At 36.8% G+C, this 24,407-nt stretch carries 17 protein-coding genes; 8 read left to right on the plus strand and 9 right to left on the minus strand.

What is annotated here, in order from left to right; genetic code table 11:
- Positions 1–174: 174 nt before the first annotated feature.
- From IPH52_27115 to recQ, 5 genes are all read right to left on the minus strand, one after another.
- Positions 175–1,611: an adenylosuccinate synthetase gene (locus IPH52_27115; GenBank protein ID MBK7058654.1), complete on the minus strand. Its 1,437-nt coding sequence runs from the start codon at positions 1,609–1,611 to the stop codon at positions 175–177.
- On the minus strand, positions 1,592–2,500 hold the full coding sequence (locus IPH52_27120; GenBank protein ID MBK7058655.1) for a hypothetical protein: 909 nt from the start codon (positions 2,498–2,500) through the stop codon (positions 1,592–1,594). The genes IPH52_27115 and IPH52_27120 overlap by 20 nt, the downstream gene beginning before the upstream one ends.
- Positions 2,497–3,453, minus strand: a complete 957-nt coding sequence (locus tag IPH52_27125; protein ID MBK7058656.1) for a hypothetical protein — start codon at positions 3,451–3,453, stop codon at positions 2,497–2,499. The genes IPH52_27120 and IPH52_27125 overlap by 4 nt, the downstream gene beginning before the upstream one ends.
- Positions 3,454–3,536: 83 nt before the next feature.
- The gene (locus IPH52_27130) at positions 3,537–5,210 is read right to left on the minus strand and encodes a DUF1566 domain-containing protein (GenBank protein MBK7058657.1); all 1,674 of its coding nucleotides are present in this window, start codon (positions 5,208–5,210) and stop codon (positions 3,537–3,539) included.
- Positions 5,211–5,299: 89 nt separating this feature from the next.
- The gene (gene recQ, locus IPH52_27135; GenBank protein MBK7058658.1) at positions 5,300–7,474 is read right to left on the minus strand and encodes a DNA helicase RecQ; all 2,175 of its coding nucleotides are present in this window, start codon (positions 7,472–7,474) and stop codon (positions 5,300–5,302) included.
- Positions 7,475–8,179: 705 nt separating this feature from the next.
- On the opposite strand from recQ, the gene IPH52_27140 reads away from it, so the two are divergent.
- The 4 genes from IPH52_27140 to IPH52_27155 all read left to right on the plus strand — a co-directional run bounded on the left by IPH52_27140 (position 8,180) and on the right by IPH52_27155 (position 12,910).
- The gene (locus IPH52_27140) at positions 8,180–8,578 is read left to right on the plus strand and encodes a hypothetical protein (protein ID MBK7058659.1); all 399 of its coding nucleotides are present in this window, start codon (positions 8,180–8,182) and stop codon (positions 8,576–8,578) included.
- Positions 8,579–8,949: 371 nt separating this feature from the next.
- Positions 8,950–10,704: a hypothetical protein gene (locus tag IPH52_27145; protein MBK7058660.1), complete on the plus strand. Its 1,755-nt coding sequence runs from the start codon at positions 8,950–8,952 to the stop codon at positions 10,702–10,704.
- A gap of 267 nt (positions 10,705–10,971) precedes the next feature.
- Positions 10,972–12,384 (plus strand): hypothetical protein, encoded by a 1,413-nt coding sequence (locus tag IPH52_27150; GenBank protein ID MBK7058661.1) that lies wholly within the window; start codon positions 10,972–10,974, stop codon positions 12,382–12,384.
- A gap of 19 nt (positions 12,385–12,403) precedes the next feature.
- Positions 12,404–12,910: a hypothetical protein gene (locus IPH52_27155; protein MBK7058662.1), complete on the plus strand. Its 507-nt coding sequence runs from the start codon at positions 12,404–12,406 to the stop codon at positions 12,908–12,910.
- 18 nt (positions 12,911–12,928) lie between these two features.
- On the opposite strand, the gene IPH52_27160 is transcribed toward IPH52_27155, so the two are convergent.
- Complete coding sequence (locus IPH52_27160) at positions 12,929–13,759, minus strand: SH3 domain-containing protein (GenBank protein ID MBK7058663.1); 831 nt, start codon at positions 13,757–13,759, stop codon at positions 12,929–12,931.
- 128 nt (positions 13,760–13,887) lie between these two features.
- Positions 13,888–15,372 carry a HEAT repeat domain-containing protein gene (locus IPH52_27165; protein ID MBK7058664.1) on the minus strand — a complete coding sequence of 495 codons (1,485 nt, stop codon included), beginning with the start codon at positions 15,370–15,372 and terminating at the stop codon, positions 13,888–13,890.
- Between the two features lie 103 nt (positions 15,373–15,475).
- Between IPH52_27165 and hflX the strand changes: the two genes are divergently transcribed.
- Positions 15,476–17,095 (plus strand): GTPase HflX, encoded by a 1,620-nt coding sequence (hflX, locus tag IPH52_27170; GenBank protein MBK7058665.1) that lies wholly within the window; start codon positions 15,476–15,478, stop codon positions 17,093–17,095.
- Positions 17,086–17,763, plus strand: coding sequence for a 5'/3'-nucleotidase SurE (surE, locus tag IPH52_27175; protein MBK7058666.1), 678 nt, complete (start codon positions 17,086–17,088; stop codon positions 17,761–17,763). The genes hflX and surE overlap by 10 nt, the downstream gene beginning before the upstream one ends.
- A 48-nt stretch (positions 17,764–17,811) precedes the next feature.
- Here surE and IPH52_27180 read toward each other — a convergent pair whose 3' ends face one another.
- On the minus strand, positions 17,812–19,224 hold the full coding sequence (locus tag IPH52_27180; protein ID MBK7058667.1) for a FecR domain-containing protein: 1,413 nt from the start codon (positions 19,222–19,224) through the stop codon (positions 17,812–17,814).
- Positions 19,225–19,445: 221 nt separating this feature from the next.
- Between IPH52_27180 and IPH52_27185 the strand changes: the two genes are divergently transcribed.
- Positions 19,446–21,272 carry an ATP-binding protein gene (locus IPH52_27185; GenBank protein MBK7058668.1) on the plus strand — a complete coding sequence of 609 codons (1,827 nt, stop codon included), beginning with the start codon at positions 19,446–19,448 and terminating at the stop codon, positions 21,270–21,272.
- A gap of 370 nt (positions 21,273–21,642) precedes the next feature.
- Entirely contained in the window at positions 21,643–23,502 is a 1,860-nt protein-coding gene (locus IPH52_27190) for a hypothetical protein (protein MBK7058669.1), read from the plus strand.
- A 17-nt stretch (positions 23,503–23,519) separates the two neighbouring features.
- Here the strand turns inward: IPH52_27190 and IPH52_27195 are convergent, their stop codons facing one another.
- Positions 23,520–24,317, minus strand: coding sequence for a hypothetical protein (locus tag IPH52_27195; GenBank protein MBK7058670.1), 798 nt, complete (start codon positions 24,315–24,317; stop codon positions 23,520–23,522).
- Between the last annotated feature and the right edge of the window lie 90 nt (positions 24,318–24,407).

The raw sequence follows: 24,407 nt of genomic DNA on the forward strand, positions 1-24,407 counted from the left end.
CATTTCGATGTGAAAATTACAAAGTCATTTCGAACATTATGTTTCGACCCTTAGGGAGAAACATTGAGTTTGTGAGAAATCTATCTGGCAATATATCGATATTATTAAGCTAGATAGACCGCTCACGATGAAACTGTTCGAGGTGACAGGAGCAGGATATTCCTTACCTCAAGTTCAAGTCAAAATAATTTTCTCTTTTCTAGTTTTGCCATAAGACAAAATGGAAATAGGTAAACCAAACCCTTCTTTTGTTTCCAAAAAGTCCAAGTAAGTCTTTAGATTTTCTGGAAGTTCTTTTTCTGATTCTATCTTTGCAATATCTTCTCTCCACCCCTTGAATTCTAAATACTCATAGGGCTTGCACTCAAATAGAATTTCAGTCAATTTCTTTTTCTCTTCGTCTGTAGAATTTAAAATAGGGTTAATGCCTGTTATCCTACTTACTCCCTTTTCTCTTTTATACTGAAAGAACTTTGCCATTTCTTTTGAGATGATTCCTTTGTATTGATACTCTGTGCAAACTTTTATTTTAGCAAGTCCACTCAATTGATCTATACAAGTAAGCGCAATGGTATCCAAACCGGAATTCATCTGAATCGCATAACGACATAGAATCAAATCCAACCATCCAAATCGAAATACTCCTTGCCAGGGATTATCAGTATTATGCTCTTCTTGTATCTTTTTAGAAAGAGAAATGCTTTCTGTTGGAAGTGGTCCCATTCCATGACGATGAGAATACGCTCGCAATACTCCAATGCAAACTGGCTTTCTTTTTTTGTTCAGCAACGTTTGCGCATAATCAAGAGTTGTCTTTGTCTTAGTAATATAAGGAGCAAAGCCATACTCGGGATCAAGCAAAGCTCCCTGTGCGCCTTCTAATAAAATAGACGACCTTGAATCTAATAGTCTTTGCAAGTAGTTTCCTTTTCTATCAATAGATTTAGAATAGGACTTTGCAAATCCCTGGTAGAACTGAATCATCTTACTTGGCATGTATTTGTTTTTAAAGTAAAGAAATACTTTGCTTACTTCTTTTGCATCTGTGTGAGATAAAATCTCGAATGCTCGATTCATTTGCTTTAAATAGTGAATTTCTAGTTTACGTTGTAAATTTTTCGCATGAAAAAAATCTTTTAGGTAGATTGTATTTTCTTTATCCAAAGAATATTCCAATACAGCCTCTCCTACTCCTTTGCCTGTAGAGCCAAATCTTGATTTACCTCTTATTAATTCATTCATCCTTCCAATCATCTTATGAAAGGGAGTAATGACTCTACAATTTGAATCAATAGTAAGACGCTTGAATGCATCGGAAATTTCTTTTCGTTTTAAGACAAATTCTTCTTCTAATAAGGAATAGGGATCGATTAACATTTGAGAGGACAAGAAGCTTCGTGTTCTCTTTATAAGCATTCCAGAACCAAACTGGCTAAATGTATGAGAGATTCCATCGGAAGCAACAACAGTATGTGCTGCCTGTGAGCCTCCATTAAAGCGAATAACCGAATTTATCCCGAACTTCTCTACAAGATAATCGGTAATAGCCCCTTTGCCTTCATCGCCAAAGCCAAGACCTAAGACAATAAAATCAATACTTCTTAGCTTCAAATTGTTTTAACACAGACATGGTATTTAGAAAAGACTTTTCTCCTGAACAAAGTCCATCACTGAGTAAACAGGCATTATACCCCAAAGTCTTCATAAGATAAAAATCAGACAGATCAGAAAGAGAAACTTCAGAATGCTCTTCTAAGGAAGTGAATAAACGAGAGGCAACAATGGCAGAAGGGTCTTTTTCTAGAATCAATTTAAGTGCAGGAAGTATATTCGTCTTATCCTCTCCTATATTGATATAGAGATCATCTCTTGCCGCCATAAGCGTTGGCTTTATTTTAAAATTAGAATAGGAATTTTGAATTAATTGCATCCCCTTTCTAGATTCTATCTTTGCAATTATTCTTGCATCGGGGATTAAATCGGTTAGCCGTAAAATATCTTGCTCTTCTTCCACAAAAGAGAGTAGAAAATTCTTAATACCAAGTTTAGAAGCAGCTTCTATATATTCTAAATCTTCTTCCGTGAAATATCCTTTAATTCGAAGAGAATCATCCGGTATATTGATTGCCTGCCCTGCTCCGACAGCTTTCGGCGGTGGTGGGTCTACATAGATTTTGTTTTTTTGAATCTTGCGGATAATAGACTTTTCCTCACGACGAAAATAAATCTCTGTAGGAAGGTTCACTTCAATCTCATGGTTTAAGATGATATCGCCAAAGCCAGGAACAGCCCACTGGGTAATACGGAGTTGCCTTCCTTTTAGATCAACCCAGAACTCTTTGCCTTTAGCCGCAGTTAAGTAGGAATCCAATGTTTCGATTGGAGTCAAATGGGATTTCATACCTGTATTAAATCGCAGAGCATCTACAAGTGGATGCTCTGCAACTGTTTTTAGTTGTTTGTCTCTATGCACGGCTGGGAGAGTAGCAAAGATTTTCATGTTCTTTTTGTTTTTGTTTCTCTCTTCTTAGTAGTTGGCTTTTTAGCAGGTAGTTTCTTTTTCATATCTACCTTTGCAAGAGAATTCGCTTCACTTAAAGAAGAAAGAGTTTTTTCAACTAGTTTAATTCGCTCACTCGTTTGCTCTCTGTCCTTCATATCAACCAAGTAATCATCGAGGTTGCGTGATTCGGATAATATCGCTATTGCGCCAAGCATTACATCTACAATGGCTTTCGAATCTTCCATTACTAGAATTCTCTCTCGGTTAATAACGCTTGCCCACTGATTTATAATTTTGTCATCATCCACTCCGTAGGGTTTATGAATCAGAAAAACATTGAACTTATTGTTTAATCTCTTGAAAGATTCTCTTGCATCGACTGCTAGTTTATTTCTACCGATATGTTCCGAAATGAAATGACCTTCTGTCTGCGGATAATAGCCTTCATCCCCAATGAAGAAAAAGAAAGGCAGTGTTGCATCTGTTAGCGTGCAGTGATTTGCATAATAGTAAGCCATTAGATCATAAGACTCTCTCGATTGTCCTCCACCATTGTGCTCAATCCATAATTTTCCTAACCAACTATCAAGCTCTGTTCCCTGTTCAAAGTCACAGACTTGAATTGGAGCTTTGTCAGAATAAGCATCTCCTACAACGGCAAAGCTAATCGCAGGATCATCCAAGTATCCTTGCATTAAAATTTGACCATAAAACATCGGCATCTTATCGTAGATGATATAAGCGTCATTTCCCATAGAGCCAGTTCCATCAATGGCAACTACAATGGGGGATTTATTTTTACAAATTAAATTTCTATCCAGCGGCAAAACGTCAGTATTCACCTTCCCATTTTTAAATGCAGTCTTCGCTGTGTCTGTATAATCGCTATAATCATAATCAGAGCTACTCGAAGTAGATCCGACGTCTCTATCGTAACTTCCTCCACCCATAATCTGCCTCCTTTATGGGTAGAGTATCTACTGGTAAAAAAAATAAGTAAACTTAAAAAAATCTTTTTTGATTAAAAAATCAATTACTGTCCACTCACACAACGAACATAGCTGTTATTGATCTTAGGACAGGACCACCAATTTGTAGAATAGTTTACGCACCAGGAACGAGCTAAAATTCCAGTGTGTGTAGTGGAAACCCAACCTCCACCAACTGCATTTGGAAAATAGGTTGCATCCGGTCCAAAACTAGTAGCCTTTGTATAGTCTTCAATCGACTGAAGTTCATTTATATTTGGCAAACGCCAAGTTCTTGGAGTTGAGGCAGGTAAGTTATTTAAAGTGCTATTACAATAGATAAGTGCATTTTCCCATGTCGTCACATTTGCTCCCCCCGAACAAGTAGAGTTATTGGTTTGTCCCATGGCGCACTTCTGCCAGGTTAATCCTGTAGTATTGTCCTTAATCGTGCCATCCGCGTTATCTGTAAAATTTTTTACAGTAAGATTTTGATCACCTGAAACACAGCGCACATAAGCAGCAGTTGTGTTCACAAAACTTATTAAAGTAGCATCCGATTTAACTAGATAAGCATTGCCGGCAGTGATTAGATAAGGAGTAGAACTCCAATGATTACCTCCTGCCGGATTAGGAAAGGCAGTTGTGTCGATTGCTAATGCCCCAAAACTACTCAGAGAGGATAATTCTTTTGCAGTTGGTAGTCGCCATGTTTTTATTCCTGCATACCCGTTACCACTGTTGGCTCCATTGAGCGCAAGACAACCATAAGTCGCATGATTGCTTGCATCGGTTGCAGTGCCGTCGTTTGAAAGAGTTTGAGCTGAACCCGTGGTGCATGTCGCTCCACTTTTCCCCTGTGAGCAACTTTTCCATACAAGCCCTGTTGCATTGTCTTTTGTTGTGTAATCTGAAGTGTATGTTGCATGGGCAGTTGGTCCGGTGTAGCTTTTCGCAACTCCAGATTGTATATCTCCATCCTGTCCTGTGCCTACACAAGAGATTAATGCGCCATTTTCATCATAACAAAGTGTCTGTCCTGTCTTTAGCGGCAAATAACTATATACCTTACTCAAGACTGAACTGTCCGTCGAACCAGTCTTGACTGCATACGCCTTTATGGTTTTACCAGCGAGACTCCAAATATGAATTGGAGCAGTGTAGAGAGTTGAGCTAGTAGTTGGGGTTGTGCCATCTGTGGTATAATAGATAGTAGCCCCCGTTGTCGTTGTAGTCATACTAATATTTTGCGCTGTGTTATAACTACCTGCCGCTGGACTAAATGTTGGCATAGACACAGCATTGTAATTAATTGTATAGAGAGCAGTGGCTACTGAACTATTAGTCATCCCCGCTTTTACAGAAATCGCCTTTATCGTTTTTGTTGTTCCCTGACCTGCGATAGAAATACTTCCCGTGTAGGAAGTAGAAGTTGTAGAGGGAATAGAACCGTCGAGCGTATAATAGATAGTATCCCCCTGCGTCGCAGAGATTATCGAAATGGATTGATCTGAATTATAAACTCCAGCTTCAGGGCTAAAGGTCGGGGTAAGGGAAGTTGCTACCGTTGCTACAGTTAATCCCGTTGTGCCAGCACCGCTATGTCCTTGTATATCGCGAAGAGTCATTGCGTTCATTAGAATTCTTTCTTTATTACTGGTTTCGCTTAATTTCTTTTCATCGTTGCATCCAATTACAACAAGTATCCCTATCAATAAATAAATCCACTTACCTTTCATTTTTCCTCTTTATCATATATATACTAGTTTTTTAAATAATTTCATGAAACTATTTTAAAAAACTAATAAACCTGAAGTTTTTACAGAGTCTACTTCTTTTCCACTTTCAAATGTGCGACTACAAGCCTAATTTCTTCATACGAAATTGATTCTTGCAAGTGGAGGTAAATCGGTTTTAGCCTGTCTAGTCCGACTTCTTGAATAGCTTTTTCAATTCTAGAATAGTTTTCTTTTGGCACATAAGAATAAATATCCGCTGGATTTTCTCGCTCGATATAATCAGCTAAATATTCTAAAACAGTGGCTCTTGCTCTATCTAATTCCTTCGCAACTTCTTCCACGCTTGTTTTGTTTCGAAAGAGTTCGAAGGCTCTAGAGCGGGATTCATTTAGGACAGCAGGTTTTTTTTCAATCGTTTTCTGAATCGCAACTACTACATCTAATCCAACTTGATTCTCTTCACAATACTTGCGGATAATATCGAGTATCTCACGACCAAAGTCTTTTAGTTTTTGTTCTCCGATTCCATAGATAAGACGAAGTGCATTTTCATTCGAAGGACGAACACGAGAAAGCTCTCTTAAGGTAACATCTCCCAAAATAACAAAGGCAGGGACTTCCCTACTTGCTGCCAAATCTTTTCTAAACACGCGAAGCAATTCAAATAGTTTGGTATCCACTCCTTCCCAAGATTCTTGATTTGCTTTTTTAGTAGGGGCTTCTTCTTTAGGAGGTAAGACAGTGAGGCTAACAGCCATTTCACTACGAAGGACAGCTTTGGAATTCGCGTTTAATTTTAAAACAGGATAAGGATTTCCTTCTTGGACTAATAGATTTTGAGAAACGAGTTGGTATATCCAATCTTGAACTTGTTCTTTGGAATGCTCTTTTAAAAGTCCATAAGTAGACAACTGTTCATGTCCTAGTTGACGAATCTTAGATAGATTTTCCCCTCGAAGCACACTGGCAACATGACCAACTCCAAATCTCTCGCCTACTCTAACGACTCCTGAAATAATTTTACGGGCAAGTGTTTGCGAGTCTTCTACAACTGTCTTTTCATCTAGACAAACATCACAGGCTTTGCAGTTTTCTTTTTCGTATTCCTGACCGAAATAGTTTTTTAAAAATCGATGGCGGCAAACACTCATTCGACAGTATTTTCCCATTTCTTCAATATGAGTATAACTCGTGCTAAGATAATCTAGATTAGCCGCATTCTCATCTGGCTCACCTAAAAGCTTTTTCCAAATAATGGCGTCACTCCCCGAATAAAGTAAAATACATTCTGCTTCTAACCCGTCTCTTCCCGCACGTCCTGTCTCCTGCTGGTAATGCTCGATTGACTTAGGCATTCCGGTGTGAACTATATAACGAATATTACTTCGATCAATTCCCATCCCAAAAGCAACCGTGGCGAGGATAATATCAACTTTCTCCGACATGAAGGTTTCTTGATTCTTTGTTCTTTCTTCACCCGACATCCCCGCATGGTAGGGTAAGCAAGATATGCCTCTCTTCGTCAAAAGAGTATTTAACTCATCCACGTCTTTGCGACGGATACAGTAAATTATCCCCGCTTCGTTCTTATGCTTTTCGATAACTGTTATGAGTTGGTCTGCGATATTTGTCCTAGGAATAATTCGATAAGTCAAATTGGGTCGATCAAAATCCCCAACCAATACAAGCGGGTTACTCAGTGTAAGCTGCTCGATAATATCTTCTCTCACTCTCTCGGAAGCAGTCGCGGTATATGCATGAATAGGAAGAGTAGGAAATAGTTTTTTTAGTTTTCCTAAAGAGCGATAGTCAGGACGAAAATCATGTCCCCATTGACTCACACAATGCGCCTCATCAATGGCAATGGAATTTAGCTTGATTTGTTTTAAAAGATTTAAAAATTCCGGCATCATAACGCGCTCGGGAGAAACGAATAATAACGTTATGCCGCCACTCAATAGTTTGTATTGAAGCTCTGACTTTTCTTCGGCATCGAGAGTAGAATCCAACTGGGCGGCAGAAATTCCACATTGACGTAGACTATCCACTTGATCTTTCATGAGTGCGATTAACGGTGATATGACTACAGTCGTTCCTTCTTGCAATACCGCAGGCGCCTGGTAACAAAGTGATTTTCCCGCACCAGTTGGTAACACTGTCAAAGAATCCTTTTTGTCAAGAACCGCTTGCATCGACTCAGCCTGCAATGGTCTAAGAGAATGATAACCCCAATATTTTTTTACAATCGCAAGAATTTCTTCCATTCCAAATCTCCCTTTCTTACCAATCGCTAAATTCCGCTCTACAACAAATCCTTTTATTTGTTGAACTACGTAATTCTAGGAAGTTTTTTTGGGGGGAAGAATTTGTATAAAGGCTTGATTTTTCGTGTAGAGAAGGAGCCACTTCCCACAATCATCGTATAAGTTAACAATACACACACTACCACCTAGCAAGGGCTTCCCTTATACTCTACCTAGGGCTTCGAGGGGCAACTTGAAGTTATACTGCGAGTATAGGGGAAGTCCTTGTTAACCCCTATTTGGTATAACGTCTTCTTATCGAAAGCATATACACAGCATTAGCCTCATTGCGGTCATTTCGAACTAGCAACATCCGAGTTTGCGCAGTGAGAAATCTATCTGGCAATGATACGATAGTTCTAAGGTAGATAGACCTCTCACGGTAATGCTGTTCGAGGTGACAGTCATATATACCTTAATTACGCATTAGAGCCGCGCAGTTGTCGAACTGCATAGCTTGGCTGTTGGTGAGCGTTAAGCGATGGGTGGATTAATTGGAAAAAAATATTCGTTCCAAATTTAATTCAATTCAGTTTCCATTAGCCGCTAACGAAGTAAATAGAATAGACCCAGAGCCTCAAAATGAAAATACTCCCTTTTTTCTTAATCCTAATCTTACCTCTTTTTCAGGCTTGCAAAAAAGAAAATGCTATTTACAATAGAACTATGGACGAGTCACAAGAAGAAAGGGTCATTGGCATACAGGGTGTAATCTCTAAGATTGAAATTATCACAGAAGAATACGAGAAGGGAAAGAACACCAAATTAAATCATTATTATACTCTTAAGATTAGCTTGAATACAGGAAGTCATCTAACCGCCTACGAAGATTCGTCGAAGAAAAGAATTGCCGATATTCCTGAATTAAATTCCATTTATCAAAAGGAGAAATTCAGCGAATTGCCCTTTAAAAAAGACAGCCCTCTCATCGAAAAATTAAACGAATTTAGACAATTCAAACCCGGTGACAGCATAATCATCCGTATCCCCTATTGGTCAATTGCCAAGTATTTAAAAAAAGAATCCGACTCTATTAGCATCTATCTTCTTGAAAAATCAGACTGATTCTAAAAACCTCTCTGCGCTCTATCATAACGTTACCCACGTTGACGCCAAATAATAAGAAACTGATTACCAGGCGAAGGCGTTAGTCGCGAATACATGGAGCGAAGGGTGGAATGAAAAATGATATAGATTCAACCAAATTATAAGTATTTAATACCTATCGTATCCTTTATCGGTGCTCTCGGTGTCCATCGGTGGTAATCTTTAAATATTTCACATAGGATAAAAAGATGTTGGCAATGTTGTGGCTACGCAGAAGTTTTGCAAAATTTAGTCTTTGTTTAAATCCCATACTACCTTTTCTACTGGAAATCTGAGTCATATTAAAATACATTGTAACCGAATAGTTATCTAATAGGAAAAAATGCGCTGTGATATTAAAACGAGACAAAATTAAAAATAAAATCATTGGTTTGAGTTGGCTTGCCATTGCTGGCTTGCTTTTTTGGACAAATGTCCTTTCTTTATTTTCCAATCATCGCGAACCTAACCGCACTCATTCTTCTGGACTGGAACTAGTAACAGAACTGCCCGCTCGCGATTCTGTTGGCGACAATTTAATTACCGAGCAAGAATTCCATGATCCCTTATATCCCCATAGACGCATCCCTATGATCGCTCGTGGGATTTATGCATCTCCCGATAGTGATGGTCAGACTGACATTGATAATATTAAATCTCCCCGTGCTCGTTTAGAAAAAGATTTTCTAAACCAAGGCTTTGAAGATGACCTTGCGATGCTTGCCGGAGAGGCTCACTTCGGAAATTGCTTAAATGGTGTATTCACAATGAACTATGATGGATTTAATTGTTGCTGTGCCTATGCAACAGAAAGCTGCCAGGGCTTAGCACGATTATCCTTTGGATTCCAGGCTCTTCCTGTTGACGAAAATGGAAAACGAGGTCAACTCCCCGGTTATGTAAGAGCCGTCATTGATACACGTTGGTTTCGCACGACTATCCCCAACACACAAAATAAAAATCGTTCTCTTAATAAGGATGTAGATTTTAATTCCACTATTTTTCAGAATGCTATTAAATTTCTTCCGAATTATTTACAATGGCGTTATGTAATGAATGAAAATTTTGATCCTAACTCAGAGCAACCAGAAGGATTAAAAAACTTAATTTCTTATTGTAAGGGTAATGTTGGTTTACCTCCACAAGAAGGAATGGATGAAGACAATCCAAGAAAAAGTCTTATCCCAAATCCAAGCGACCCACTCGGAAAAGATTTCAAAGCTCTTCTTCCCAACGATACTCCAAATGGTAGTCCTAACTGGTCACCAAATCCCCGCACTCCCTTTGATACTTGCGTCCGCCCCTATGATACAAAAGACGTTGCCGGCAGACGAGTGTATTCTTCCGATATTCATGTTGCCTATGCTCTAGCAGATGATTATTGTTATAACAAACTTCCGCCCGTGCCACACATGTCGCCTAACGGATTATTTAAAGACAAAAAAGGTCGTCACACTAGATGGAACGAATGGGCAGAAAGATATGAAACTTTCGGTGTAGATACAAAAACGAAAGAGCAATTCGATCACCGTTTTAAAATTAAGCATAGCAATACATTTTTCCATTATCGTGCGAGTCTACCTTCGAGTAACCTCTATGGATACGAATTCAATTGTATTTTAGAAGTTGCCCGACCCTTTGAACTAGAAGTGAGACATGTTGACCCCTGTCCACCACTTATAAAATATAGCAATCATGGGCAAGCTCCTAATCCAAAACATTGTGTTCAATCAGAAGGCTATGAATATCAAGATACTCATAGTGCTTATGGTCCGGTTTATATCAAAAAAGATTCTTCTGCTCAGTCAGCTCTACGCCTTGCAAATAACAATGAATATCCGCCGGGCAAACAGCCAAGTTTTTTCGGAGAAAATGGAACACCTAATTTAAATTGCGTAGACGCAAAACGTAAATGCTTACGCCATGATAGATGGACCAATAAATGCAAGCCCGATGGAACAAGCTCTGGAGATTCAAACGTCAACTTTCCGCAAGAGCAAGAAGCCAAAGCCCACACATGGGAAGACAACAATATTCCCAAACATGAGCATAATAAGTGTAAACCCTTGGAATGGGACTTCTTCGCAAAACAATACGAGCGCTAGTTTATAAGAATACCACCGATGGACACCGATAAAAAAACGATAAAAGATAAAAAAAAATTAAATCAGATTACAAATATTCAGAAATAGTATCGTATCTTTTATCGGTGATCTCGGTGTTCATCGGTGGTAATCAGTTTTTCCCATTATTTAGTGAGATGACTTTCTTGAAATCTCTCTGTGTCTCGGTGGCAATAAGCATTTCCGACCTAAACATCGAAAAGGATTTTGCTTGAGGAAACGGCTTTAAATAGCGAGAATAGAAGTAATATGAATAAATATACTTCTCTCATTCCCTTACTGTATCCGTTGAACTTAGAGGGAAACTCATGGTTTGCTACTCTTTATAAAAACTTACTCTTATCTATATTCTTAGAAAATCCCGGTCGGTCATTTAATTCCGATGAGCTTATTAACTTTTTATATAAAAACTACTCGTTAAAAGTGGAAAATGTTCCTGAGTTTGGGGAAATTCTACAAATCCTTTCGAAAGAGGATGAGACGCTCATTTTTCAGTCTGACAAGTATACGATGAATCCGAGCAAGGTTGCAGAAGTAGAAGATTTCTACGTAAAAGTCTTAGGCATTGACGACCAAGAAGACGGACAAATTCAATCAGAGTATGAAGAGAGCCTAAAAGCATACGCGACCATTGATACAGAAGGACTTGTATGGAGGTCTTTCTATAATGATTTATTCCTTCCATTAGTTTATCATTTTTATATTCGACTCACGAATCCTAACTATAAAACAGAGAAAGAGCTTCTACAATCCTATAAGACTTTCATGGGAAAATTTCCTCAAAACAAAGAAGAGATTCATGAAGTTGTTACCAAATTTTTACTTAAGAACAGTTCTTCTTTTTTCAAAAAGCATTTAATCGCTTGTATCTTCTTTGAGTCAGTGAATGGAGACATTAAAGAATATGATTCTATTTTGAAATTACTTGAACATCCGGATAATCTTGATTTGTTCCTTGAGCGAAATATGATTTATTTCATGGAAATAATGCTCACCATGTATTCAATTGAAGATAGATTAAAATCATCTACTGCTTCTATTGCTTCTTTACTATTCGAAGATTCCTTTTCACGTAATCTTCATTTTACAGATATTGCAAATAAACAAAATGAGTTTTTCAAGAAAAATCTGCGGGAAGAATCTTCAAGTATTTTAGATTCAGTCAAAGCAGAAAATGAATCTTTAAAAGCTGGATTTGCCAATCTACAAACCGAACTCTCAACTATGACAGGTAAGGTAGAAACACTCAAAGAGAACTTTATCAAACAATCAAAAACAATATTAAAAGTCCAATCCAGTGTTGAAGAAAAAATCAAAGAGCATACCGAGAACTCCATCAATAACCTGAAAAATCGAAATGTAGAAATCATCAATAAGATCACTGAGCTTTCTATGATTTTCGTTCCGGTGGCTATTGTATTATTATCCGCTGTATTTTATTTAATTCCTGAATATATTTTAATTTCCGCATTTGGAATTGGATTACTCTACCTCATTCGACTTTCGTTTTATTTATTTGAAATTCATTTAGATAGAAAGCTTATTCAGTATTTTAAGAATGAAGTAAAAACAATGGAAAAGAATACAACCCAGGAAGAGACTGCGCCCCATGTGGCAGTGTCTCCTACTTCTGAATTGCAAGCAATTGAACTAGCAAAATAAATTTCTGGAAGGATATTTCATGTTCCTATTAGCTTTTCTACCTATACTGGTTATCTTTGCACTCATAGCTTATCTTGTATATATGGGAGCATTTCTTCCTATTCCTATCGAAGAAAAAAAAGTCGGTTCATTCAATTTCCTCTATAGAGAAATCAATGCAAAGGATTATTCACTTATAGGAAAGACGATAGCCGAAATATCTGATTTATTAAAACAATTAAACCTTTCTAATAAAAAACCGTTTCAAATCTTTTATCCGGAAGAAGACCTAAGACAAGCAGAAGTAGGATTTATCGTAGAGGAAAAGGTTTCTGAGATTACTGGATTAAAATTTAAACAAATTCCAGAGACTAACTGCCTAACAACGAGTTTCCCCTGGCGTAATTCTTATTCTTTTGTATTTGGTTTTATGAAAGTAGATCCGATCTTAAAACAATATCGAACATTAAATAATCTAAAAAAGACAGAGGCAATGATTATGCTTAATACGAATACTATCCATTATATGCAAAGAATAGAAAAGTAATTTAGTTTTTTCAAAAGACTAATCCAAATACATGGTGAGTCGAATCGCTTTTACTTTTTGGTTTTCTAATTGAAAATGAATTGTATTCGGATATCCAGTCGGACACTCATCTGAGCGCGGAATACAAGTGAGATAAGAGAATTGATCCTTGGACATATAGAAAGGAGTTTCAAACTCTAATTCTAAATCTTTCAGTTCAGTGCCAATTTGGATTGTCCTATTCTTTAATTGCTCCGAATTAAAAAAAGTCATATCAAACAAAAACTCATCAATAAAAATCAATCTAAAATCAGGATAAGTAGTCTCAATGAAGCTATTAAATCCTCCATGTGGATTCGAACCTTTAAATCTTACTTCGTTGCTTGGTTTTCCATATTCAAGAAGAACTTGTTTATAGTTTTTTTGTAGCATATTTGCATCAAAGTATTTGCGAACCTTCTTAAAGAATGCGTGGTATTGCGGCAATTTAGAACTAGCCTGAATTGCTTTGCTAACAGAAATTTCTTGCTCTGCAAAATCTAGGTATTTTCCAAACAACCAACCGGTCTTACTTTTAAACTGTGCTTTATACCAATAGTTTTCATAACTACCAATCATTTCCTTTTCATCTGTTTTCTCTGTCACAAATACAATGTAATTTTCAGGAATAGAATCAATTACCTTACTATAAATTTCAGGCTTCTCCCATAGATTTAAAATTGGTTTTGCAATAACCCTTGCTGGCAATGGAGTAAATTCTTGTCTGTCACTTTCTACTGGCTTTTCAATTGGCTGCTCTATCTTTTTGGGAGCACTCAAGCAATGAACCAAAAGAAAGAAGAATAGGACTCTATGAATTTGATATTTCATAAGATTTAGTCTAAACTGAAAAATGAAATGTTTTGCCAAATAATTTTATTTCTGTTATGGATACCCTGAAAACAAAAAAAGCCAGCATGAAGCTGGCTTTTCTGATTCGATAGTTTCGAAGAAAAAGATTAATCGTCTTCATCCTCATCTTCTTCGTAATAATCGCTATCTTTAGGATCTTTCTTAGCAGGAGTTGGCTTTACGTTTTTCTTTGGCTCAGGATTGACTGTATTGTCTTTAGCCATATCCTTTTCATCTTCATTGTCTTCATCAGCATAATCATCTTCCATGCCCTTCTTAGCAGGATTAGCTATGTTTACAATGTTAATCTTAGCCCCAAATACCCATCCTTCTACTATACCCTTCTTAGATCCTTCTTTGTTTGTTACTGCTTGTAGTAGATAATATCTGTCTTCCACTACAGCGTTGTTCATCTTTACTTTAAACCGTTTCTCAGTTACTTTTCTAATCTTAGCAACATCAGTATTTGCAAGAACTAACACTTTCTCAGAACTTGCTCTTGGTAGTTTACGGATCGTAGCAGAATTAGTCTTAACAACTGCATACTTACCATATGCCTTACGCAAATTTAACTCTCTTTGAATGATCGCTTGGTAGTTTTCGTTCTTGTTGGTTTGCATCATCTTCATTAAAAGAAGAGTAGCGTTTAACGTTTTCTTTTTGCTGATTGCAAAAATGACTTCTGGCTCAAGTCCTGGATTCTCACCGATTGCTGTGCTTAGAATATCAAGGCTTTCCGGAATCTTAGAGTTACCAAGTCCACGAACTGCACCGGATTGATGCTCTTGCACATCCGATTTTAGAAACCTTCTGAGAGTTTCGAGATCATCCTTACGAGAAAAGTTACCAAGACCGTCTAAGGCAGCAGCCACAACGTTTGGATCACGTGAATTCAATCCTTGACGAATGATGATATCTCTTCCAAGACTGCTCTTAGTTTTACCTAAGCCTTTAAAAGAAGCAATTTTAATATCTACATCAGAAGACTTTGTTCCTTTGATAAAATATTTCAAGGAAGAACGAGAACCTATCTTTTCAAGCGCCTTGTAAGCATGTTGCCTTACTTCGTATGCGTCAGTATCAATAGCACGATGAAGAGCTTTCGCTCCACGTCCCATACGACCTAAGGCACGAGCAGCTTCTGATCTTACTTCAGGAATGGGGTTCGTTAATAAGATTCTAGCAATTTGTTTAACTGAGTTTTTGTTGTTCTTAGCTTCGCTTTGCTCAATTGCTTTTAAGCCTTCTTTAGTAAGAATTTTTTGCTTTTCTGGATCCATGTCCTCATAAGAGGGAGCAGCAAATTGATTGTTATTCGCTGGGATGCTTGGCTTATAAGTGCTATTCGTTTTCTTTGGAAATTTTGGATTGTTCTTTGGATTGATACCGGAGTTAGCAGAAATGTCATCAATGTCCAAATCATCCTCTGCGTTATCGACTTCTTCAAGACTTTTTACTAAAAGATTTTCATAAGTATCTGAAAGCTGTTCTATATCAGTGCTTTCAACGGGGGCTGCTATTTTTCTCCCATCGTCAGCTAACAGAGAAAAAAAAGATAAACATAAAATTAAAATGATTGATTTGAAATTCATAGAATTACACCCCTGATAATAGCTATTTTTATATAAGTAAATATATTATCAATTTTTTTCATACCATTATTTTTTGGAAATTAATTTTTTTTAAGGAGCTACTATCAATAAAATCAGCGGTAATATCGGTGGACTCAAAAGCAGTCAACTACAAAAATTAAAAAATCTTGGAGATCGAAGGCTTAAGGATAATTTATTGATAAGCATGGATATCGCACGCATTATGGGTGAGATTTCGAGAGATATCAATAGACAAATTGGAATTCTAATTGATCGCACGGGACATATAACGCACGTAATGGTGGGTGACCACAGCTCCATTGAAATTCCACACTTAGACAGACTCCGCTCTACAGGGAATCGCCTACGGGGTCTTCGACTCATTCATACTCATTTAAACGAGGAGAAGCTAAGCGAAGAAGACTTGGCGGATTTAGTTCTATTGCGCCTAGATTACATCACAGCCGTAATTCCCGATGAATCTGGACTTCCCCGCTATTTTTACTCTGCTCATGCAAACACAGAGCCTGAAAGTGAAATGCTCTGGGTCATCCAAGAGAAAGAATATCCGGGACAACTTAAATCAGGATTCCTGGAAGAGGTTCAATCCTTAGAATTTAACCTTGGTAAATATAAAAGCAATCTCAAAGAAGCTACTGGAAGAAATCGCGCCTTTCTAATTGGCGTTCACTTAAATCACAAAAAACACCATCGCAGCATCGAAAGCTCCATCCTAGAACTAAAAGAGCTTTGTAGAACCGCAGAAATTCATGTAGTGGATAGTTTCTACCAACGAAAGAACTCCCTTGACGCAGCCACTGTCATAGGAACAGGAAAAATCAAAGAAATCCTACTCAAGGCTGTCCAGAAAGAAGTGGAGCTTTTAGTATTCGATCTAGACTTAAGCCCATCCCAGGCTAAGAAAATTTCTGATTACTGTGATCTCAAAGTAATTGATAGAACTCAATTGATTTTAGACATCTTTGCGCGTAACGCCAAAAGTCGAGATGGAAAACTTCAAGTAGAGCTTGCTCAGCTTAAATACTTAAAAGGTAGATTATCTGAGCTAGATGATAATATGTCAAGACTCACCGGTGGAATTGGTGGTAGAGGTCCGGGAGAAACGAAACTAGAAATTGGAAAGAGAAGAGTAGAGGAGAAAATTTCTCGTTTAGAAAAGGAACTGAAAGCTCTTCGTCAAAGACGAGAATTAAACAGAAAGCAGCGCAAAAGAAATGAAGTTCCTGTAGTAGCGATTGTAGGTTATACAAACGCAGGAAAATCTACTTTGCTAAATGTTCTCACTAATTCCGATGTCATAGCAGAAAACAAACTATTTGCCACACTTGATCCAACCACAAGAAGAATTCGATTTCCCGAAGAGAGAGAAATCATTCTTTCTGACACAGTTGGGTTTATTCATGATTTGCCGCCAGATCTTACCAATGCTTTTAAAGCTACGCTAGAAGAGTTAGGAGACGCTGATTTACTTCTTCACGTAATTGATATTTCCAATCCAATCCATTCTGAGCAAGTGCAATCGGTAGAAAATATTCTTTCCTCTTTGGATTTACAAAATGTGAAAAGGATCAATGTATACAATAAAATGGATGCTTTGGAAGAAGGATTTAAAGTTCCTGATGATGGAATCGGAATTTCTACAATCAATAAAAATGGATTAGAAGAATTACTAGACGAAATCGAGAACGCGTTATGGGAATAATCATTACGAATGACGACGGGATTGATGCTCCTGGCATACGCGCATTATACGCTGCCCTCGATGGAAAGAAAACTATCATTGCACCAATGGAACATCACTCCGGTTGTGGTCATCAGGTTACTACGCATAAGCCGCTTTTGATTACAAGAAGAAGTGTTGAAGAAATCGCAGTTCATGGAACTCCAGCAGATTGTAGCAGAATCGGTATTACCCACTTAGAACCAGATGCAGAATGGATTGTATCTGGAATCAATGCGGGCGGCAACTTAGGAGTAGACCTTTATATCTCAGGAACAGCCGCAGCAGCTAGAGAAGCAGCCATACTAGGAAAGAAGGCAATTGCCATTTCTCATTGGATAAGAGAAGCCAAGCCAATTGACTGGGAACTGGCAACCTCTCTTGCGCGTATCGTATTTAAGGAATTATTCGCAAAACATCTTCCCGAAAGATATTTCTGGAATGTCAATTTGCCTCATATTTTCTCAGGAGAAAAAAATCCTGAGCTAATCTTTTGTGAGCCTTCTACAGACCCGCTTCCTGTAGAATTTAGGAGAGAGGGGGATACGTTCTATTATACCGGAGAGTATCCCAAACGTAAAAGAAAAGCAAACACCGATGTCGATGTTTGCTTTGATGGAAATATAGCCATTAGCCTCGTTAGGGTATAAAAAGGATCGTATTCAGAATTGTTTTTTGATAACGATAGCCTGATAAAATTACTTCTTGCGGCAACGCGAAATTAACTGCTGATTTTCGGTTTTATCGACTTCTGTATCTTCGCCATTGCTCATATCTATCGTCCAAACTTTTGATTTCTTTCCAGAGAAAACACTTTCCGTAACAAACTCTTCGCTTGTCCAATAATTGATGTATTGCCAATCCTTAAATACACCCTGCGATTGATAAATTTGTAGTAGTTCTTTCTTGGTTGGGAGTCGCATATTTTTAGATTCACATTTTTGTTTTGCTTCACTCCAAAGCATTTTCTTCTCTTCCGGTCCCCATGACTTTGAATCCAAATTGACTTTAGCTTTCTCTTCTTCAGCTTTTTTTTCTGCTGCTGTCATTTCGTTCTCTGGCTTCTCTACAGCTTTAGGCTCTTCTACTTTTGGTTCTTCTATCTTTTTAGGTTCCACTTTAACTTCTTCTACTTTCTTTTCCGGTGGAGTAACGGGAGTAATATTATTCGTTTGAGGCTTTGGTTCCACTTTCTTCTGTATAGGCTCAGGCTTTGGTTTTTCTACTTCCTTTTCTTTTTCAGGAACAACAGGCTCTGCTGGTGCAGTTTTACTTACAGGTTTAAATTCATCGTATTCTTTTAATCTTTTTTCTAATTCCTCTGGAGATACTTGCACAACTTCTGGCTTAAGGTCTTTATCAGAAATATTTGCAGTCTTCTCTGAAAGTTTTTCAGGAGAAAGCTTCGTATCAATATCATCAGCGAGTTTTGAAGGATCTGCATTCTTTAGAACCTCACCAAGTCCTGTTTCTTTTAGAATTGTTTCTGATTGTTTTTTACTAACTGTTGTAGAATTTCCAGTTTGCAACACAAGTTCCTTTTCTTTTAAAAAAGAATCCAATTTTCTTAAAGTCGCACTCTTAGCTCTTACTTCAGGTGGAAGATTTTCGATTTCCGGAATTACAACTCTAGAGGCAACTTTTCCATCCAGAACTGCTACAGAACCATTTGAGTCTTTTCCAATTTCAACTTCATACTTCGTTCCTCGAACACCCATCACGACAGTCGGAGTGATTGTCTCAAGATTATTCTTGCTATTTAATCTTTCCGAGTTTACTAGAACCTTTCCTGTCATAATTTTCATTTGCACATTTTTTACTTCATTCTTTACAGTAGCACCGAGCGCAAACTCGGAATTTTCCTTAACTCGTATTGTCACATCACTATCCATTCCAGTAACTTGCAAATCACAAATGGACTTAGCGCCAGTTCTCAATGAATCTTTGTTTCGAAGAATATCTCCATTCTTTACTTTTTTATCTCCCATTGTTACGTCGCCGATCACAGAAACAACCAATGCCTCCGGCGCTTTGGGCTCACTATTCTTACATCCTACGGCAAAATAAATAACCGAATGCATTAAAATCAAAAATCCTATTCTTTTTTTCATGGGTTTCCTTCTTGTCTGGCTCAACGATTTAATAGAACTATTCGTTCGAGGTATAATATAGCATGAAAGCATAACATATTTCCTATTGTCAACAGCGTTTCACCTATGAGAAAAAGATAACTCAGGAAAATAAATTATTTTTCATTTTCAAAAATGAATGTATTTCGTTTCTATGTATAAATGGCATTGCAAAAACAAATGCAGAAATAGCAGCAATTTCAATGGAAGAAGATAATTTAAGTCAGAATTTACAAGAATTCAAATCAAAGCATGAATTTAAAAAATATGTTTCCATCTCAGTAATTCTTTTACTATGTTCTGAAGTAATTTTAGGATTTTGTTTCAATACTTTTTTTTCTGAGATAATGGAGCAAAAAAGAAAACTAGCCTACACGAATGCCTGGAATAATTACATTTCGCAAAAGTTAAAATTTGACTTCGGGCAAATTACAGGGAATATCTGGTGGACTAGTGTTTGGAAAAATCTAAAAGTAGGCAATACAAAACAATTAGAAATTGCATTTAACACTGACTCAAGTATTAGAGAAAATTATGACCTCTTCACAATTTACCTCGAACCAAATTCTGATCCAGTCTATTCAATTCAAGGAGCTCACAATATTGAGTCCATTACCCCGGATACAAAACTCATTCAAAAGCTTTACAATCAACAAAGTTATAAACACGGCAGAACTCAAACAATCGCTGAGCTGAAAGACAATAGACTATTTCTAATTTCTGTATCTGCACTCTGCGATGATGCGGGTAATCCTATTTATCCTGGCATTGCAATTTTCGCTTATGATCTGAATAAGTTTTTAAGATTAGCAGAAGAAGTAATTCCAGTTTCAATGGAGGTTAAAAGTGGAAATCCTCCAACGGATATTTATCATAGCTTTACAATTCCAAACGATCTTCAATTAAAAGAAAAATATTATATTGCGATAAAGCCAGAATACGAAATTCAAACAATTATATTTGAAGCATTGGCATTATTCATCACAGCTCAAACATTATTGAGTTTGTCTCTTTTCATTCTTATCGCTCCTCATTACACCCAAAAGAAAACAGCCAAATTAGAAGAAATAATCAAAGCCACTGAGCAATTAAACATTGAATTGACACAGAAAATCAAAGAACTAAAAATTGCTCAGATAGACTCGAAAAAATCGGAAGCAAAGTATGAGCACTTAGTTGAAAGCTCTAAGGATATCATTTTTTCTTTCGATAAGAACGGCTTTATCCTTACTGCGAATAATGCACTTGTTGAATTTCTTGGATTCAAGAAGGAAGACTTAATTGGAAAATTCTTTTTAGACATGGCTTACAATCCTGAAAAGAAAATTGAATCTCTAGAAAAAAAACTCATGATGGAAAAATTTGAGGAATTGAAAGAGAACCATACAAGCGTATCCTTTGATATGACATTTGGGACTAAGAACAATGAGCCACTACAACTGGGAGTGAAATGGGAATATGTAAAACTAGCTGATGATTTTGTAGTCTTTGGTAAGGCTTATACTGTTTCTGAAGATTCTATGCTTAGATATTTCGAGGCAGAAAACCGAAGATATGTTTTTAACAATTATATCACACTCGCTGAACAGATTTCGCAAAGAATTACTTCTAACCTAGTAAAATACATGGATATACAAGAAGTATTCAATGTAAGAATTTGTGTGCGAGAAATCATCATTAACTCTATTGAACATGGAAACCTAGACATTGATTATGAAATGAAAACTAAATTACGCACCATTCGAGGGGAGTATTTTCGATTTTTACAAGAAAGACAAAACGATCCGAAGTATAAAAACAGAAAGGTTACTGTTCATTATTCCCTAAAATCAGACAGAGTTTCATTCTTGATTAAAGATGAAGGAAAAGGATTTGATCATAAAAAGATGTTGAGGGATAATGCTGATAATGCGAATATCCATTTTCTAGATCACGGTCGCGGAATTTTTATGACTAAGAATACATTTGATAAAATCAAATACAATAATCCAGGTAATAAAGTTCTCCTTATAAAATTCTTCAAGAAATAAAAATAATTCTACTTTTCTATGGGCATTATTTCCCCAATTCTGCATTATAAAGCCAAATTCCATCTGGATCAAGAAACCTTACAATCATTGGCTAAAATTATAATTACTTTCATAAATTTGGAACCCTTTCTACAGATTTAAAGATAACTCTGTCATAATGGCTTAAAAATTAAGCAAATAGATTTCTTTTGTGATTGACAAAGGAAATTACTCAAATAAAATCCCTAGAACAAATTCAGTTGACATCATTTTAATCTTGTTAATTGTTTGATTTGGAATTATTCAAAAAGTATAAACTATGTCCACACAGGCCGAATTAGAATTCAAATATTCCTTCCTGAAAGTCCGAAAGGAAAAGGATTCGATTTTGATGGGAATTAATCCCACAAATAAATATCAGCACGAACTTCTTAAAGCAATAAAAACTCTGAATACCATTCAACACGCAACAAAGGGCATGCTGTTCACTCTAAACAATACGATATTAGAGCAATTACAGCTCGATTTAAAAACGGCTACGACAAATCTGAGTTCTCTTATAAATAATCAGCTCGCTGCACAAGTATTCTGCTTTGAATATGATGCACACAATCGAGACTTAAAAGTCACTGGTTTTTTTATCACTCATCCATCGGAAGAAAAAAGTTATTCAATTTTCAATTTATTCGACGAATTGCTCAGTTACTCCTATAATGCGATCAAGTCTTGGTTTGACACAAGAGAGCAGCTCATTGCCGAAAACTTCAGAAAAGAGCTACTATGGCAAATGAGTTCTAAGAATGCAGACCCTAATTCCTATAAAGGAATTAGCACTCTCTTTAATCCGCTTCGAAAGTTTATCGAAGCAAAAAATGGAATCGCTATTCCTGACGACATGCTTGAGTATATTAACCGTGAACTAACGAAACGTTTGGTAGAATCGCAGATTGCACGCGAAGTACCAGGACATGGACTTCTCATGTTGAAGACGAATGAAATTCTAGATCACTTTGAAGTGGCAGCAAATGCAATGAGCGAAAAATTAATTCCCGTAATTGCAAACGATCCCGTTCTTAAAAGTCGAGTTGATAGAGTCGTCCTTGACGAGAAAGTATACAGTCAAATCGAAAATTTTCCGATGAAGACGAGCAAATTCAATGCAGAAAAAGCAAAAGAAATTCACCAATACAAAACAGCAGGTCCCGGTCGAGCAAATCTAAATTATCCTGGCTCCCTATGCGTTCAGACAATTATTAGCCTAGAGGATATTACCGAAGAAAGATATCAGATTGCATGGAAAGATGAATGCAATAAGATGAAGCAAGAATTTAAGAAGAATATTACTGTTCCATCTAATAAATGGGGTAAATTGATATTATTCGTAAATCATTCTGACTCTCTTGAGATTCATCCTGAAGTATGGAAAGATTTAACAAATGACAAGGAATTATTTTATATCAAATGGCAAATGCCTAAAAATACAATCCATGTATTTACAGGTAAAGATCCAAACTTCTTTAAAGTTCTAGTAACTGGTATGGTCAATTTATCTCCAAACGATATTTGGAAGGCATCCGCTCTCAAGGCATTAATAGAAAAGAACGAGAAGCATCTTCGTAATCTGCTCATGGATCCCAGTTTTTATTCAGTTTACCAAAATCTGGAAAAAAGAATTTATATGCAATACATGCCATGGTATTATCGAATTTTTCTCTATTTTCCACTTTCCTTATTTCAAGATGTAATCCTCGTAAATGCCAAGAAAAAGATATCAGTCGAGCAAGAAGTTTATTCAAGCAAGAACGATGCACATAATCTTAAGTATATCTCCGAATTGCAGACTAAAAAAGCAGAGAGATCGCTGCGGATTAAGGAACAGGCTTTATACGAAGCAGTAATTGAAACACTAGACTTATTTTATCTAAGTATGAAAAAAATTCCATCTGTCAATGAAGTAAAGAATTACTTTCCTGACTATGAAGCATTTTCCAACATTATCAATTCACGAAATTTTAGGGTTATAAATCTTCCGATCAAGAATACAGATGAATCAGAAATTTTGCTATACCCAGAAAATGAAGAGTGGCAGGATAAAAAAAGCATCCTAATCAAAACACTTGATTCAATAATAAATGAGCGAAATCCTCATCTTGTTGTGGCTAACACTGATAAAACTAAGATCGAAAAGGCACAAAAGCTTCTCAATTTAATTGATGGCAATAGTGCTCCAAAACTAAAAGCAGCTAGCTAAATTTCAAATCTATTGATTTACAAACAATATTGAATATCTAAGAGTTTTAATGCTACCGGGCAGAAATACCCGATTATCCAACCGGACATTGTTGCCACTAAAGTAATAATACCAAACGGTATCCAAGTTCTTTTTATTATACTACCAATCCAATTTCCTGAACTAATATCCCTCGTGCTCCTTAAAAATCCACTTGCAAGGAGTGCTTCAAATGCAGCATCCGACAGAATGGAAGGTGCTTGATAAATAATGAACATCCCTCCTCCTAAAATTACGAGCACAATTGCACCAACTGCGACTACAATTAGCACCGGAGCCAATGCATCTCCATCGACATCAAATGCACCACCCAAATCAGAAAAACTTGATTCAGAATTAGTCGAAATTGCTTGGACTGGCATACCAATATTACCCGCAAAAGAACTAGAAGCTCCAGCTCCCCCAAAATTTCCGCCCTGTCCAATTATCTCTGTTGCAGACTTTCCGCTTGGTAAATCTCCATCAAGCAGATCAATATCAGGCAAATCTATATTACCCGTAGATCCAGCAGTGTTCTTACCCGGATTTATATACATAAGCCAAAGCTTTATATAAATAAGAAAGAAAATATAGCAAGCAATAGCCGTAAAGAAATATCGAACCGAAAGAGAATACATTCCTAATTCGAGGAGTAATTTGGAAAATAGAGTTCCAGTTAAAGAAACACTGATAAGAATTATACTCATATGAATCCTTGTAGAAATTTTATTGCGTATGAAACTTCCGTATTTCACTGCCAAATTGGAAAGCGGTTTCTTATCTTTCTTTGTTATCATTTTTATTCCTTTTAGAGTCCAGCCCATAAAAATAAAAAAGCCCGACTCAAAGCCGGGCTTTCTCATGAATAAACTAATTAGAAAAGCGAA

The sequence above is a fragment of the Leptospiraceae bacterium genome, assembly GCA_016708435.1.
GTDB lineage: Bacteria > Spirochaetota > Leptospiria > Leptospirales > Leptospiraceae > UBA2033.

What these genes read in the sequence shown, in the direction of transcription:
- IPH52_27180 (MBK7058667.1), bottom strand. Translation starts at nt 19,224, where the DNA reads ATGAAAAAAAGAATAGGATTTTTGATTTTAATGCATTCGGTTATTTAT.
- IPH52_27150 (MBK7058661.1), top strand. Translation starts at nt 10,972, where the DNA reads ATGAATAAATATACTTCTCTCATTCCCTTACTGTATCCGTTGAACTTA.
- IPH52_27125 (MBK7058656.1), bottom strand. Translation starts at nt 3,453, where the DNA reads ATGGGTGGAGGAAGTTACGATAGAGACGTCGGATCTACTTCGAGTAGC.
- IPH52_27165 (MBK7058664.1), bottom strand. Translation starts at nt 15,372, where the DNA reads ATGAATTTCAAATCAATCATTTTAATTTTATGTTTATCTTTTTTTTCT.
- IPH52_27130 (MBK7058657.1), bottom strand. Translation starts at nt 5,210, where the DNA reads ATGAAAGGTAAGTGGATTTATTTATTGATAGGGATACTTGTTGTAATT.
- recQ (MBK7058658.1), bottom strand. Translation starts at nt 7,474, where the DNA reads ATGGAAGAAATTCTTGCGATTGTAAAAAAATATTGGGGTTATCATTCT.
- IPH52_27185 (MBK7058668.1), top strand. Translation starts at nt 19,446, where the DNA reads ATGGAAGAAGATAATTTAAGTCAGAATTTACAAGAATTCAAATCAAAG.
- IPH52_27140 (MBK7058659.1), top strand. Translation starts at nt 8,180, where the DNA reads ATGGACGAGTCACAAGAAGAAAGGGTCATTGGCATACAGGGTGTAATC.
- IPH52_27160 (MBK7058663.1), bottom strand. Translation starts at nt 13,759, where the DNA reads ATGAAATATCAAATTCATAGAGTCCTATTCTTCTTTCTTTTGGTTCAT.
- IPH52_27190 (MBK7058669.1), top strand. Translation starts at nt 21,643, where the DNA reads ATGGGAATTAATCCCACAAATAAATATCAGCACGAACTTCTTAAAGCA.
- IPH52_27120 (MBK7058655.1), bottom strand. Translation starts at nt 2,500, where the DNA reads ATGAAAATCTTTGCTACTCTCCCAGCCGTGCATAGAGACAAACAACTA.
- IPH52_27155 (MBK7058662.1), top strand. Translation starts at nt 12,404, where the DNA reads ATGTTCCTATTAGCTTTTCTACCTATACTGGTTATCTTTGCACTCATA.
- IPH52_27195 (MBK7058670.1), bottom strand. Translation starts at nt 24,317, where the DNA reads ATGATAACAAAGAAAGATAAGAAACCGCTTTCCAATTTGGCAGTGAAA.
- surE (MBK7058666.1), top strand. Translation starts at nt 17,086, where the DNA reads ATGGGAATAATCATTACGAATGACGACGGGATTGATGCTCCTGGCATA.